Source organism: Paraburkholderia suaedae (genome assembly GCF_040812055.1).
Taxonomy (GTDB): domain Bacteria; phylum Pseudomonadota; class Gammaproteobacteria; order Burkholderiales; family Burkholderiaceae; genus Paraburkholderia.
Map to the genome: position 1 here is coordinate 20,299 of NZ_JBFOAH010000027.1, position 14,127 is coordinate 34,425.

12 protein-coding genes are annotated in these 14,127 nt (G+C 64.5%); 5 read left to right on the top strand and 7 right to left on the bottom strand.

Features of this window, described 5'->3' with window-relative positions; translation table 11 throughout:
• Positions 1 to 95: 95 nt before the first annotated feature.
• From ABQJ48_RS29110 to ABQJ48_RS29130, 5 genes are all read right to left on the bottom strand, one after another.
• A complete protein-coding gene (locus tag ABQJ48_RS29110; protein ID WP_367841416.1) occupies positions 96 to 2,450 on the bottom strand; it encodes a bifunctional diguanylate cyclase/phosphodiesterase in 2,355 nt (784 codons plus the stop codon).
• A gap of 514 nt (positions 2,451 to 2,964) precedes the next feature.
• Positions 2,965 to 3,912: a PhzF family phenazine biosynthesis protein gene (locus ABQJ48_RS29115; RefSeq protein ID WP_367841417.1), complete on the bottom strand. Its 948-nt coding sequence runs from the start codon at positions 3,910 to 3,912 to the stop codon at positions 2,965 to 2,967.
• A 211-nt stretch (positions 3,913 to 4,123) separates the two neighbouring features.
• On the bottom strand, positions 4,124 to 4,588 hold the full coding sequence (locus ABQJ48_RS29120) for a RidA family protein (protein WP_367841418.1): 465 nt from the start codon (positions 4,586 to 4,588) through the stop codon (positions 4,124 to 4,126).
• 67 nt (positions 4,589 to 4,655) lie between these two features.
• On the bottom strand, positions 4,656 to 5,852 hold the full coding sequence (locus ABQJ48_RS29125; RefSeq protein WP_367841419.1) for an aminotransferase-like domain-containing protein: 1,197 nt from the start codon (positions 5,850 to 5,852) through the stop codon (positions 4,656 to 4,658).
• Positions 5,853 to 5,927: 75 nt separating this feature from the next.
• The gene (locus ABQJ48_RS29130; protein ID WP_367841420.1) at positions 5,928 to 6,629 is read right to left on the bottom strand and encodes a VOC family protein; all 702 of its coding nucleotides are present in this window, start codon (positions 6,627 to 6,629) and stop codon (positions 5,928 to 5,930) included.
• Between the two features lie 294 nt (positions 6,630 to 6,923).
• Here ABQJ48_RS29130 and ABQJ48_RS29135 point away from each other — a divergent pair, with 294 nt between their 5' ends.
• On the top strand, positions 6,924 to 8,378 hold the full coding sequence (locus ABQJ48_RS29135) for an aminotransferase-like domain-containing protein (protein WP_367841421.1): 1,455 nt from the start codon (positions 6,924 to 6,926) through the stop codon (positions 8,376 to 8,378).
• Between the two features lie 238 nt (positions 8,379 to 8,616).
• Positions 8,617 to 10,515: a molecular chaperone HtpG gene (gene htpG / locus ABQJ48_RS29140; protein WP_367841422.1), complete on the top strand. Its 1,899-nt coding sequence runs from the start codon at positions 8,617 to 8,619 to the stop codon at positions 10,513 to 10,515.
• A gap of 213 nt (positions 10,516 to 10,728) precedes the next feature.
• On the opposite strand, the gene ABQJ48_RS29145 is transcribed toward htpG, so the two are convergent.
• Positions 10,729 to 10,998, bottom strand: a complete 270-nt coding sequence (locus tag ABQJ48_RS29145; RefSeq protein WP_367841423.1) for a hypothetical protein — start codon at positions 10,996 to 10,998, stop codon at positions 10,729 to 10,731.
• A gap of 173 nt (positions 10,999 to 11,171) precedes the next feature.
• A complete protein-coding gene (locus ABQJ48_RS29150; protein WP_367841424.1) occupies positions 11,172 to 11,678 on the bottom strand; it encodes an OmpA family protein in 507 nt (168 codons plus the stop codon).
• A gap of 183 nt (positions 11,679 to 11,861) precedes the next feature.
• Between ABQJ48_RS29150 and ABQJ48_RS29155 the strand changes: the two genes are divergently transcribed.
• From ABQJ48_RS29155 to ABQJ48_RS29165, 3 genes are read left to right on the top strand one after another with little or no spacing between them, the layout of a single operon-like run.
• Positions 11,862 to 12,593 carry a chorismate--pyruvate lyase family protein gene (locus ABQJ48_RS29155; protein WP_367841425.1) on the top strand — a complete coding sequence of 244 codons (732 nt, stop codon included), beginning with the start codon at positions 11,862 to 11,864 and terminating at the stop codon, positions 12,591 to 12,593.
• The gene (locus tag ABQJ48_RS29160; protein WP_367841426.1) at positions 12,593 to 13,069 is read left to right on the top strand and encodes a DNA-deoxyinosine glycosylase; all 477 of its coding nucleotides are present in this window, start codon (positions 12,593 to 12,595) and stop codon (positions 13,067 to 13,069) included. The genes ABQJ48_RS29155 and ABQJ48_RS29160 overlap by 1 nt, the downstream gene beginning before the upstream one ends.
• Positions 13,066 to 13,992 carry a class I SAM-dependent methyltransferase gene (locus ABQJ48_RS29165; protein WP_367841427.1) on the top strand — a complete coding sequence of 309 codons (927 nt, stop codon included), beginning with the start codon at positions 13,066 to 13,068 and terminating at the stop codon, positions 13,990 to 13,992. The genes ABQJ48_RS29160 and ABQJ48_RS29165 overlap by 4 nt, the downstream gene beginning before the upstream one ends.
• Positions 13,993 to 14,127 lie beyond the last annotated feature (135 nt).

Below are 14,127 nucleotides of genomic sequence, written 5' to 3' on the forward strand. Positions count from 1 at the left end.
GGGTGTCTGGATGACGCGGCGAGCGGCCGACGTCGACTGTGACGTAGTACAGCGTGAATGTTGCCGTTTTACGGCGCATTGGCGAGAGCGCCGCGCTAGTCGTTGGTGCTGGAGACGCTGCTGGTGCGGTCGGTTTCATGCACGGCATGGCGGCCCGTCATCCCGCAAACGCCGAAGCGGTCGAGCAGCGCGGCGATTGCTTCGACGGGCACCGGGCGCGAGAACAGGAAACCTTGCGCCTCGATATGGCCGAGCGCGGCGAGCCATGCGATCTGCTCTTCCGTTTCAGTGCCCTCGACCACCACCGTCAGTCCCAGGGAACGCGCCAGGTTGACGATCGCGGTGACCATCACGCAGACACTGCGGTCGCCGGGGATTGCCTGGATGAACGAACGGTCTACCTTCAGCGTGTCCACTGAAAAACGGTTCAGATAGGACAGCGACGAATAGCCGGTGCCGAAGTCGTCGAGCGCGATGCGCACGCCGAGGCGCTTTAACGCGAAGATTTTCTCCGACACCAGTTCTGGATATTCCATCATCGCCGTCTCGGTGATTTCCAGTTCGAGGCGGCGCGCGGAGATGCCGGTTTCCTCGATGGCACGTGAGATCGTCTCGTACAGATCGCCGCGCCAGAACTGCACGGCCGAGATGTTGACGGCGAGCGACAACGTGTCGTAGCCCTGCTGTTGCCAGATTGCCAACTGGCGGCAAGCCGTGTCGATCACGAAGTCGCCGATCGGCACGATCAGGCCGGTCGATTCCGCAACCGGAATGAATTCGTTCGCCGGGATCAGACCGTGCTGCGGATGGTTCCAGCGCGCCAGTGCCTCGAAGCCGGTGATGCAGCGTCGGGTCAGATCGATCTTCGGCTGATAGGCGAGAAACAGTTGACCTTCGGCGAGCGCCACGCGCAGTTGCTGCTCCCACTTCATCAAATGGTCCGCGCGATGCGACAACTGCGGCGAATAGAACTGGTAGCAGTTCTTGCCGGCGTCCTTCGCGCTGTACATTGCGAGGTCAGCCTTCTTCAGCAGGTCGATCTCGCTTTCGTTGGTCACCGAATACAGCGCAATGCCGATGCTCGCATGAAGTACGAACGAACTGCCGCGCACGTCGAACGGTTTCGCGAAGGCTTCGGCGGCGGCCTCCGCCAGCGTGACCGCGCGCTTCTCGACGTCGTTGCCCTTGATCACGACGACGAACTCGTCGCCGCCGATACGGCTTAACACGCCGCCCTCGCCGACCGCGATGGCGAGCCGCGAGGCGGTCATTTGCAGGACGATGTCGCCGGCGTTGTGGCCGAGGGTGTCGTTGACCGTCTTGAAGTTGTCGAGGTCGATGAAAAGGATGGCGAGATGGCCCAGGTTGGCCGGCTGCGCCACGTCGTGCCGCAGCGATTGCAGTGTGGCATAGCGGTTGCGCAAGCCGGTGAGCAGATCGTATTCGACCAGATGCGTCATCTCGCGCTCGCGTCCGAGCAGTTTGCCGATCAAGCCGGTCGCGACGGCGAAGAAGCTCAGCATCGCGAGCGAGACGAAGCCCGCCATCAGCAGATAGACGTCGCGCGTGTGGTTGTAGTCGGCGAATTCTTCGGTCTGCGAAAGACCGACCAGCACGCCGAGCGGATAACCGTCGATGTGCCGGTAAGAGACGATGCGCGTGACCTTGTCGAGGGAATCGACATAGGTGCCCGATACATGTTCCGAGGTCGGATACGAGCCACTGGCGGAGAATGTGCCGTTGGCCTTTTCCGCGGCGCCCGTGCGTCGCGCGAGCACGGTGCCGTTGTCCGAGATCACCGCGATGACGCCGTCGCGGCCGATCGCCGCGTTGTTGTAGAAGTCGGAGGTGAAGTAGCTGGGGTCTTCGGAGACCACCACGACGCCCGCGAACGAGCCGTCCGGATGATTCAGACGCCGCGTCATCTGCAGGGTCCATTGACCCGACACGCGGCCGAGCACCGGCTTGCTGATGAACAGCTGGTCGTCGTTCTCGTGTTCGTGGACCTTGAAGTGTTCACGGTCGGACAGGTCGATGTGCTTGGGATTGAGTTCGGCCGTGTTGGCGATCAGCCTGCCGTGTTCATCGATCAACGAAACCTGCACGAGCGTCTCGCTTTGCACGACGCCTTTTTCGACGGTGCCCGCAAGGTCGAAATGATTAGGCGTTTTCTCGAACTCGTATTTAACAAAGCGGGTGATCTGGTCGACCTGGTGAATGGCTTTGATCGTGTGCTGCTCGAGCGCCGCGGAGAGAATGGCAGCAGAGGCCATCGCTTCGCGATAGGTCGCTTCTTTTTCAACCGACAGCCGCGCGAAGATCACGGTCCACAGCAGGACCAGCACCAGCACGCCCAGTGCGGGGATGACGAGGAAAGCCCGCCGGCGGGACACACCCGGATCGAGGCGAGGCTTGGCCTCGCGCTGCTCGGCGAAGCGCGGTGGGCTCATTGGGCCGTCCGTACCTGAGTGCCGAGAGGCTGCAAACGCACGAACTGCGACTGCGCTGATTTCATGGATGGCTGCATGGTGACCAAGGTGCCGGAAATGCTGCGCGAGGAGCAGGCGTGGTGCCATGCCTGGCCTGACCGTCCAAGGGTCATGGGGTACGTTTCGATATTACTTAATGCCACTGGATTAAGGAAGAGTCCATGCATCGGGTATACGCTGGCGCGGTAGATCGCCCGCTGTGGCTGGTTTTGCGGCCGGCGCGGGCTGCCGTGCGGCGAGGAGGTGGCACTCGCTTCGGAGGTTTCATCGGGTTTTTGTTCAGGTGTGCCAAGTCTTCGTGATCGGCTGCGATGCCGCTTGCATCAATTGTTGAAATGATGCGGCTTTTTGTGCTTAGGCGCGGCGAGATGTGGAGCGCACTGCTCAACGCACTGTTCAATTCCAGATGCTGACCGGCGCGTGCGCAAGGGCGCACGCTTGTTTCCCCTTATCGTGCCGCTGCGCTGCTTCACGCTCAGGGCAGCAAAAAAGTGCCGTCGACAATCGTGACCGACGAGCCGCCAATCCAGGTCTTGCCGCGCGCATCGTCATAATGCACCGAAACCTGTCCGGCGCGGCCCAGTACCGTGCCTTGACGCGCAGTGTAGCGCGTGCCGGGGCGCCGCTGCTGCGCGGTCAGAAGCCCGGCGAGCGCGGCATTGGCACTGCCGGTGACAGGGTCTTCGCCGATACCGAAGCTGCCGCCCACCATCACGCAGCGCACCTCGAAGGTCGCCGGGCCATCGGCGTCGTGCGGGCCATACACCGCGAGCCCATGGGTGTGCACCGACTGCACGAGTTCGGCGAGCGCGGCGCTGGCAGGTTCCAGCGCGAGGCAATCGCGCGCCGAATTGACGCGCACCACGAGCCACGGTGCACCGTTGTCGACCGCGCAGGGCGGGGCGCTGAAGTCTACCGCGTCGCTGCGCAAAGCCGAAGACAGCGCCGCATAGCGGTTCGTTGCCAGCGGCGTGACCCGCGCGGGCGGTGCGGCGAAGGCCCAGGCGCCGGGCGCGTTGCCAGCCGTAGCGCTCGGATTGGCTGCTTTGGCTGCAGTGTCGGTATTGGCCGCTTCGGTCAGCGCCTCCAGTTCGACGAGTCCCACGCCGCACTGCTGCACGAGCTTGCCAGGCTTCTTCGGCTGATAACCGCTTTCGAGCAACGCATGCGCTGTACCAAGCGTCGGATGACCCGCGAACGGTAATTCGCCATGCGTGGTGAAGATGCGCACGCGATAGTCGGCGGCGGGGTCGGTTGGCTTCAGCAGAAAGGTCGTTTCGGACAGATTGGTCCAGTGCGCGATAGCCTGCATCTGTTGCGCATCGAGCGCGTCGGCGTCGAATACGACGGCAAGGGGATTGCCTTTGAGCGGCACCGACGTGAATACGTCGACTTGTTTGAATCGAACAGTGCGGGCAGGCATTGGGCGCAGTCCAGCGATCAGACGGTTGAGCGGGATTCGCGGATTCTATCCGCTGGCGCGGCAGCGAGCCACCTTTGCAGAAATGCAAAACGCGCCGCGAATGGCTCACACTTCGCGACGCGTTCTGAACGGAGCGCCAGGTTAAACCGCCAGCGAGGCTGGTCGAATGGCCAGCGCAGGTTTTTCTACGTGTGTTGCCGTGGCCAGCCCTTTACTCGACTTCGGCGATCATCTCGATCTCGACGCACGCGCCTAGCGGGATCTGCGCGACACCGAATGCCGAGCGCGCATGCTTGCCGCGTTCGCCGAACACGTCGGCGATGAGTTCCGACGCGCCGTTCGTGACGAGGTGCTGTTCAGTGAATTCGAGCGTCGAGTTCACGAGGCTCATCAGCTTGACGATGCGCGTGACGCGGTTCAGATCGCCCACATGCGCGTGCAAGGTGGCGAGCAGGTCGATGGCGATCGAGCGCGCCGCGGCCTTGCCCTCTTGGGTGCCGAGCGTCGCGCCGAGCTTGCCCGCCCACACCTTGCCGTCCTTCTTCGCGATGTGACCGGAGAGGTACACCGTGTTGCCGCTTTGTGCGCTCATCACATAGGCGGCGGCGGGCGCGCCGGCGACCGGCAGTTCGATGCCCAGTTCCTTGAGCTTGTCGTATACGTTCGTTTGAGCCATCTTCTGTCCTCGATTTAGTAGTGAGATTCGCTTCACGCGAGCCGCGCAAGGATCGCGCGACGAGCGCTCATAGCTTCGCGCGGATCAGCGCGCCCAGACGCGCGACGCCTTCGTCGATCTTCGCCGGCGGCACTGTGACGAACGACAGGCGCAGCGTGTTGTGTTGCGCGTCGTCCGCGAAGAACGGACCGCCCGGCACGAACGCGACGTTCTGCGCGACGGCCTCTTCCAGCAGCTTCATGCTGTCGATCCGCGCGGGCAGCTTCACCCAGACGAACATGCCGCCTTCCGGACGGTTCCAGCTTACGCCTTCTGGCATGTAGCGTTCGAGCGAAGCGAGCATCGCCGCGCACTGATCGCGATACAGCGCCCGAATGGTCGGCACGTGCGTGTCGAGAAAGCCGTCCTTGATCACTTCGTGCACGATGCGCTGCGTAAAGCTCGGCGTGTGCAGGTCGGTGGCCTGCTTGGCCTGCACGAGTTTGAAGATCAGCTCCTCGGGCGCGATGATGAAGCCCACGCGCAGGCCGGGCGCGAGCACCTTGGAAAACGACCCCAGGTGAACGATGTGATTCGGCGCCATGGACAGCATGGTGGGCAGCGGTTCGCCCGCATAGTCCAGCGCGCCGTACGGGTCGTCTTCGATCACCGGAAACGGCGCGGTCTTCGCGAATTCAGCGAGTGCGCGGCGGCGTTCTATCGGCAGACGGCGGCCGGTCGGATTCTGGAAGTTCGGCTGCGCGTACAACAGGCGCGCGCCTTTTGTCAGTTCCGGCGTCAGCGCGGCGGGAATGAGGCCCTCATCGTCGGTTGCAAGCTGCACGTAGCGCGGCTCGTACATCGAAAACGATTGCAGCGCGCCAAGGTAGGTCGGGGTTTCGACCAGCACCGCGCTGTCCGGGCATACCAGCACCTTGCCGAGCAGATCGAGCGCCTGCTGCGAACCGGTCGTGATCAGCACCTGGCTTGCGCGAATCTGTGCGCCGTTTACCGAGTGGCGCTGCGCGATCCATTCACGCAGCGGCAAATACCCCTCGGTTGCGCTGTATTGGAGCGCCGCGGCGGGGCTGTCGCGCAGAATGCGGTCGGCGGCTTCGCGCATGCGCTCGGCGGGGAAGGTGGCCGGCGACGGCAGGCCGCCAGCGAACGAAATGACTTCGGGCCGCTCCGTGACCTTCAGAATCTCGCGGATCGCCGAGCTGGTGAGCTTGCGCGCGCGTTCGGATATTTGCCACATAGGGGCTTTCAAGTCGCTTTGGTCCATGGTCTCCTCGGCTGGTATCTGTGGAACTGGCAAAACTGCAATTATCGCGCGAGTCGGCGACCCACGCGCGCTGCCTCATTTGAGGGTCCGTAGACCATCAGGCGTTTCGAATTCGGCGATGAGCGCCGGGGCGCCTTCGGTGGGCTGCACATCAATCAGATGCGCCGCGCCGAGCCACTGCAATTGCGCGGCGATCCGCTCGGCTTGCGGGTGTACGGCTTTCAACGCTTTCAACGCGATGCCCGCGTCCGGCAGCACCTCGGACGGATGACGAGGCGAGTCCCACTGGATCAGCGAGGGCAGCACGCCGTCGCCCGCGCCTTCCCAACCGGGGAACGCGCCGTCGTCGGGCACCGACAGGCCCCACGCGAAATCGCCGCGCGTCATCGGCACGATCGGCGCAATGCGCTGCGGGTACTGCGCCTGCCACAGCGACAGCCGCTTGGGCCGCTCGACGCGCGCGATCCAATGCGACAGGTAAGGCCCGTTTTCGAGCCGGGCGTGTGTCGCCGGGTCGTCGAGGGCGAACAGGCGCGGGCGCGGCGCGTGGTTTTCGGCGGCGGCATCCGGGATGGCCGCGGCGTGCGGATCGACCGCGATCACTTCCAGATACACGCCGCCCCACAGGTTCAGCAGGCGGTTGCGAGTGCGCATCAATGGATGCGCGCCGCCGCCGGCCGGCGCGACGCCGAGCGTATCGGCGACGTACCGCGTGCCTTCGTCGAGGGTGCGGGCGGAAATCACCAGATGATCGAGACGCAGTGGATGGGCTGTCATGGCGGGTCGAAGGAAAACGGTTTTTTATGCGGGCCGGTACAGGCGCTCGCGTGCTGGCGGCGCGGCCGCGGTCGTCAGCATAACTGTTTGCCGGACCGGCGGGCCATGCGGATGCCTTGAAGAGACGAGTGTCGCGGCAATGGCGCGCGAGCGGCTGGACCGCTATCCAGTTCCAGTTCCGGCCACGCGCCCGCCCGCCTTGTCGTCCCCGGCTGTCTCTCGAATGTAGCGGCGCGGACCGGCACAGTAACGGTACAATCGGCTCGATACTGTTCGGTACAGTTGGAGCCCGCCATGTCCGTCCCGCTCGCCCAGATTCCCGCCCCGCACGACACGTCCGCGCTCACGCTGGTGGAACAGCTCGTCCAGTGGGCGCGCCGCCGAATCGAGGAGCGCGTGTTTCGCCCCGGCATGCGCATGCCGTCGATTCGCAAGCTGGCGCTCGACAAACGGGTGTCGCGCTTCACGGTGGTCGAAGCATACGAGCGGCTGGTCGCGCAAGGGTATCTGGAGTCGCGGCGCGGCTCGGGCTTCTATGTGCGCGAGCGGCTGGGCGGCGCGGCGGTCATGGAGATTCGCCCGCAGACGGAAGGCGCGCCGGCGCCAACCAAGCTCGACGTCGTATGGCTGCTGCGCAACATGCTGTGCACCGGCGCGCGCCCGGAACGCAGCCCGGGCCTCGGCTATCTGCCGGCGCGCTGGCTCGATGGCGACCTGATCACGAACGCGCTGCGCACGCTTGGCCGGCAAAGCGGTGCGCAGATGCTCGGCATTGGCACGCCACAGGGTTTTCTGCCGCTGCGCCAGCAATTGCAGACGCGGCTCGAGGAACTGGAGATCGGTGCGTCGCCGGAGCAGATCGTGATGGTGTCCGGCGTCACGCAGGCAATCGACCTGATCTCGCGCATCTACGTGAAACCGGGCGACGCGGTGATCGTCGGCGATCCGGCGTGGTTCCAGATGTTCGGCTGCTTTGCGTCGCAAGGCGCGCGGCTGGTCGGCATGCCGTACACGCCGGACGGCCCCGACCTCGACGCGCTGGAATCGCTCGTCGCGACGTGGCGGCCGAAAATGCTGGTGATCAACTCGGTGCTGCAAAACCCGACCGGCACGTCGCTCACGGCGGCACAGGCGTTCCGCATCCTGCGCCTCGCGGAAGCGTACGACTTTATCGTCGTCGAAGACGACATTTACGGCGATCTGTGCCCGCCGAGCAATCCGGGTACGCGGCTGGCGAGCCTCGATCAGTTAAGGCGCGTCATCTACCTCGGCAGTTTTTCGAAGACGCTCGCACCCAATCTGCGGGTGGGTTTCATCGCGTGCGCGCCGGACGTGGCGACCGCGGTCAGCAACCAGAAGATGCTGGTCGGCATGACGAGCCCCGAGCTCAACGAGCGCGTGCTGTACAAGATTCTCACCGAAGGCCACTACCGGCGGCACGTCGAGCGCCTGCGGGCGCGGCTCGACGGCGTGCGCGAAAAGTCCGTACGGATGCTGGAAAAGACCGGCATGAAGCTGTTTCTGACGCCCTCGGCCGGTATGTTTCTGTGGGCCGACACCGGCGTCGACGCGGGCGCGCTGGCGGCCGCGGGACACGAAGCCGGCTTTCTGCTCACGCCCGGCAGCCTGTTTTCGCCACAGCAGTCGCCCACCACCTGGATGCGCTTCAATATCGCCAACTGCGGCGATCCGGAACTGGCGACATTTCTGTCCCGCTATCTCGACGGCGTCGCGCGGCGCACCTCTTGAAACCGCGCCGGTTCGTCCCCAGTTACGCGCACAATCGGGCGCTGGGCTCGGCGGTGGCCGCCCGCTGGCCGACCGGCAAGCCGTCGGTTCGGTCGGCCCGGCGTAGCTGCTCGCGCGCATGGGCGCCCAATGCCGCCGTCGCCCGAGCGGCACAGCTAGCCCGAACCCGTTCGCAACCGATCGGCAACCTATCCGCAACACGTCCGCAACGCATTCGCAACAGAGAGGAAGTCCGACCATGGCACAAGAAACCATGAGCTTTCAGGCAGAAGTGAAACAGCTTCTGCAACTGATGATCCATTCGCTGTACAGCAACAAGGAAATCTTTCTGCGCGAGCTGATCTCGAACGCCTCCGACGCGGCCGACAAGCTGCGCTTCGAAGCGATCGAGAACAGCGCGCTGTACGAGAACGATCCGAACCTGCGGATTCGCGTGTCGTACGACAAGGCCGCGCGCACCATCACGGTCGACGACAACGGCATCGGCATGAGCCGCGAGGAAACGATCTCGCATCTGGGCACGATCGCCCGCTCGGGCACCAAGGAGTTCTTCAGCAAGCTCTCCGGCGACCAGCAGAAAGACGCGGCGCTGATCGGCCAGTTCGGCGTGGGCTTCTATTCGGGCTTCATCGTCGCCGACAAGATCACGGTCGAAACGCGCCGCGCCGGCTTGCCGGCCTCGGAGGGCGTGCGCTGGGTCAGCGCGGGCGAGGGCGATTTCGCGGTCGAGCAAATCGAGCGCGCCGCGCGCGGCACCACCATCACGCTGCATCTGCGTGCCGACGAGGACGAGCTGCTGTCGTCGCATCGCCTGAAGTCGATCATTCAGCGGTACTCCGATCACGTCGCGCTGCCGATCCTGATGAAGAAGGAAGAGTGGGACGCGGATAAGAGCGAGATGGTCACGAAGGACGAGGACGAGACCGTCAACCAGGCGAGCGCGCTGTGGACCCGCGCGAAGAACGACATCACCGACGAGCAGTACAAGCAGTTCTACCAGCACCTCTCGCACGACCACCAGGACCCGCTCACGTGGACCCACAACCGTGTGGAAGGCCGCAGCGAATACACGCAGCTGCTGTACGTGCCGAGCCACGCGCCGTTCGACCTGTGGAACCGCGAGCAGCGCGGCGGCCTGAAGCTGTACGTGAAGCGCGTGTTCATCATGGACGACGCCGAGCAACTGCTGCCGGCATATCTGCGGTTTGTGAAGGGCGTGGTCGATTCGAGCGATCTGCCGTTGAACGTGTCGCGCGAAATCCTGCAGGAAAGCCGCGACGTTAAGGCGATCCGCGAAGGCGTGACCAAGCGCGCGCTGTCGATGCTCGAAGAGTTGGCCAACTCCGAGAACGAGGCCGACAAGGAGAAGTACGCCGGGTTCTGGAAAGAATTCGGCCAGGTGCTCAAGGAGGGCGTCGGCGAAGATTTCGCCAATCGCGAGCGCGTTGCGAAGCTGCTGCGCTTTGCGTCCACCCATACGGAAACGCCGGAGCAGACGGTGTCGCTTGCCGACTACGTCGCGCGCATGAAGCCCGAGCAGACCAGGATCTATTACGTCACCGCCGACACCTGGCAGGCCGCGACTCACAGCCCGCATCTCGAAGTGTTCCGCAAGAAGGGCGTGGAAGTGCTGCTGCTGACCGATCGCGTCGATGAATGGATGCTGTCGTTCCTCAACGAATTCGACGGCAAGCCGCTGCAAAGCGTGGCGCGCGGCGACCTCGATCTCGGTGCCTTGAACGACGAGGAAAAGCAGGCTCAGGAAAAGGTCGGCGAAGAATTCAAGCCGCTCGTCGAGAAGATGAAGGAAGCGCTGAAGGACAAGGCGAAGGACGTGCGTCTGACATTCCGTCTGACCGACTCGCCGTCATGCCTCGTGGCCGACGATGGGGAAATGAGCGGCTATCTGCAGCGCATGCTGAAGGCTGCAGGTCAGCAGGCGCCGTCGTTCCACCCGATTCTCGAGGTGAATCCGGAGCACGCGCTGGTGAAAGGCTTGCATGCGGACAGCGCGGACTTCGTCGACTGGTGCCATCTGCTGTTCGATCAGGCCTTGCTCGCCGAAGGTGGCGCGCTGGAAGATCCGGCGAGCTTCGTGAAGCGGACCAATGCACTGCTGCTGGCGCGCGCTGGTTGAGCGCGGTGAGCATGAAGTCGGCGTGAGCCGACGGTGTTGTCCTGACGTGTGTGATTGAAAAATGCGCTGCTTTCGAACTGCGCGCCGAAGGTTGGATGGGTGTCCAACTTTTGCGGTGCAGTTCAGGGCAGCGTTTTTTTTTGCCTGTCGCGGGGGGCGCCCGTGGTGCCGCCGGTCGTGATGCGTCAGGCGAGCGTGCTCAGCCGGGTGGGATCAAGCAGCGGAGCCTGATTCCTGAGACTGACGTATTTGCGCGAGCACGCTGCCAGCCAGTTCTTTGGTTTCGTGACTGGACGTGGGGTCGCCGAGGAGTTTCGCGGCCAGACTGCCGATGGCCCGGCTCGTCTGCTTCACCGTGTGGTGCTGCGCCAGCGCGGAGCCTGCCAGTTCTTTTTCCTGATAGGTGGCGTCGGTGCGCTGCAGAACGAGCGTCGCAAGGTGGGCGATCCGATCGGAAGTTTGTTTGAGGTTTTGGGTGCTCAAGTTGGACTCCTAATTGTTTTCGTAAAAAGCGACCGACTGCCGGTAAGCCGGGTTCGCGTCGGTTCGAGAAGATGATTGCATCGGGCCGCTCGAGCTGCGCGCGCCGGCCGCGCCGGGACCGGCGCTCTCCAGAGGCTCGCCCGAGCCGCCTGAACGCTCGGGCGCACCGATACTTATTTCTTGCCCATCAGCGTATCGATCGATTCACCGCGCACGATGATCTCCGTGCGCCGGTTCAATGCGCGTCCTTCGGGCGTGTCGTTGCTGGCGACCGGATCGTTGTACGCGTTGCCCTTCGTGCGAATGCGGTTTTGCGCGACGCCGCGCGCAACCAGCGCATATCCGACCGAGATCGCACGCTGTTCCGACAACTGCTGGTTGTATTCGAGCGTGCCGACGTTGTCGGTATAACCCTCGACGACGATCGGCTGCTTGCTGCGCTTGAGCAGTACCGCCGAACGGTCGACCACCGCAGCGGAATCGGCGCGCACATCCGACTTGTTGAAGTCGAACAACGCGGTTTCGGGCAGCTTGACCGCCACGCCGTCAGCGACCGACGCCACGTCGATGCCGACCGCTTTGTTCAGCGCAACTTCCGTGTCGCGATTGAGCGGCGAAGCGCAGCCCGCCATCAGCAATACCGGAAACGCGCACGCCATTGCGCCCAGGAATGTTTTCATGTTTTTCTCCTCGTTGAGTGTCCGACCGGACGACGCGTCGTTCGAAAGTAGACGAACCGCCGGCTTGGCTAAAGCACGAAGGTTTTATCGCGCGTCACAGAGCGGAGGAATCAGCCGTGTCTGAAAATGGCGAGCGGTTAGCGCGCGCAAACCCGCCTGCCGGCGCCGCTATAATCCAGCACCATGTCTATCCGTTTCGATGCCGCCGACGCGCACTGGCGCGTCGCGCCCTTGCCCGGCTTCAGTGCCGCCCAGAAAGACTGGTTGACGCGTGGCGGTTCGCTGACCGCCCATCTGCGCATGCTCGGCGTCGTGGCAGTGCGCGTCACGCGCGAATGCATTGCCCTGCCGTGGCCCGACGAGTGCGCGGCGCTCGGCCTCGCGCCGCGCGCGCCGGTGTGGGCGCGAGAAGTGGTGTTGTCGGTGGACGGCGTGCCGTTTGTCGCCGCGCACAGCGTGACGCCACGCGCGGCGAGCGTCGGCGTGTGGCAGGCCACGCGGCGCTTGCGCACGCGGCCGCTGGCGGAGCTGCTCTATAGCGACAGCAGCGTCGCGCGTTCGTCGCTGGTGAGCCGCAGGGTGAGCGCGCGTCATCCGTTGTACCGGCTGGCCGCGCGTGAAGTCGACGGCGTGCCGCCACATGCGCTGGTCGCGCGCCGTTCAGTGTTCGAGCGTCACGGCGCACCGTTGATGGTGACCGAATGCATGTTGCCGGCATTGTGGGCGCATCTGGCGGCTTGGTCGACGTCAGCATCCGCGTCGCACGCCCGCGATGCAAGCGAGCGCGTCGCCGCTGCGCAGGCGCATGCGTCTCACGCGGCGTCGCCGCGCGTGCGCGAACATGGTCGCGCGCTCGAGCACACCGCGTCGCGCGCCCACCCCGCGCCGCGCGCCTCGGACGAGCAGAGCCGCTGATGCTGCGCGGCTTTCCACCGATCGTCGCGGCGGACACGCATACGCTCATTCTCGGCAGCTTTCCCGGCGAAGCGTCGCTCGCCGCGACCCAGTATTACGCGCATCCGCGTAACCAGTTCTGGCGCCTGCTGGGCGCCGTGCTCGACGAGCCCTCGCTGCACGAATTGCCGTACGACGAGCGGTTGACTCGGCTGCTCGCTCATCGCATCGGCCTCTGGGACGTGCTCGATGCCTGCCATCGGGAGGGAAGTCTCGATTCGGCGATCCGCAACGCGCAACCGAACGACTTCGCATCGTTGCATACGCATGCGCCGCTGCTGCGCAAAGTCTGCTTCAACGGCAAGACGGCGGGCCGCTTCGCGCCGGTGATCGGCGCGGCGGGCTACGACACGCTCGTATTGCCGTCATCGAGTCCTGCGAATGCTATGCTCTCGTTCGACCAAAAATTGCGTCTCTGGCGCGACATCCTCACATGACGAAATTGATCAGGCGCGCTTCGGCCGAGGCGCGTGCCTTCCGTAACCGGGACGCCGACAGCACCGGCGGCAAACAGAAAATCGCGGGGAAGACCACTCGCAACAACAAGCGCGCCGCGCACGACGACGATCTGCACGACGCGCCGCAAATCGAAGCACCGCGCAAGCCGCGGTTCGCGCCCGTCACGTTTTCGGAAGAGGGCGGGGTGCGCTTCCTGCACTTCGGCACGCAATGGGTGCAAGGCGCGATGCGTCTGCGCAAGCCGGATCACATCGAACTCGAATACGCGCAGCAGATGATGGCCTGGCTGCTCTTCATCGAAACTCCCAAGCGCATCGTCCAGCTCGGCCTCGGGGCCGCCGCGCTCACCAAGTTCGCGCACCGCTTCCTGAAGCACGCGAAGGTCGAGGCGGTCGAACTGAACCCGGCGGTCGTGGTCGCCGCGCGCACGATGTTCGAACTGCCGCACGACGACGCGCGCCTGAGCGTGCACGAAACGGACGCGTGGGACTTCGTCAACGACAGCGCCAACCATGGCACGATCGGCGCATTGCAGATCGATGTTTACGATGCGACCGCGCGCGGCCCGGTGCTCGACAGCGTCGGCTTCTATCGCGCGGCGCGCGCCTGTCTGACCGACGCGGGCGTGGTGACGGTGAACCTGTTCGGCGATCATCCGAGCTTCGTGCGCAACATGAAGCGTCTGAACGAAGCGTTCGACGGCCGCGTGATCGCGCTGCCGGAAGTGCACGACGGTAACCGCATCGCGATCGCCTTTTCGGGCCCGGCGCTCGATGTGCCGTTCGCCTCACTGCAAACCCGCGCGAAGCTGATCGAAGCGCAGCTCGGCTTGCCGGCGCGCAAGTGGATCAAGGGGCTGCAGGAATCCACCGGCCAGAAGGGCGCGTCGTTCTCGATCTGAACGTGGCGGCAGCATGACGGCGCGCATGCGTCGGCGGCCGCCGGCGGGCGATTCTGCGGGCCGCGCGGCGTTCGCCGTGCGACCCGGTGCGTCGATCGAGTCAAGCGCACTGCCGACGTCACGCGTCGGGCGCTT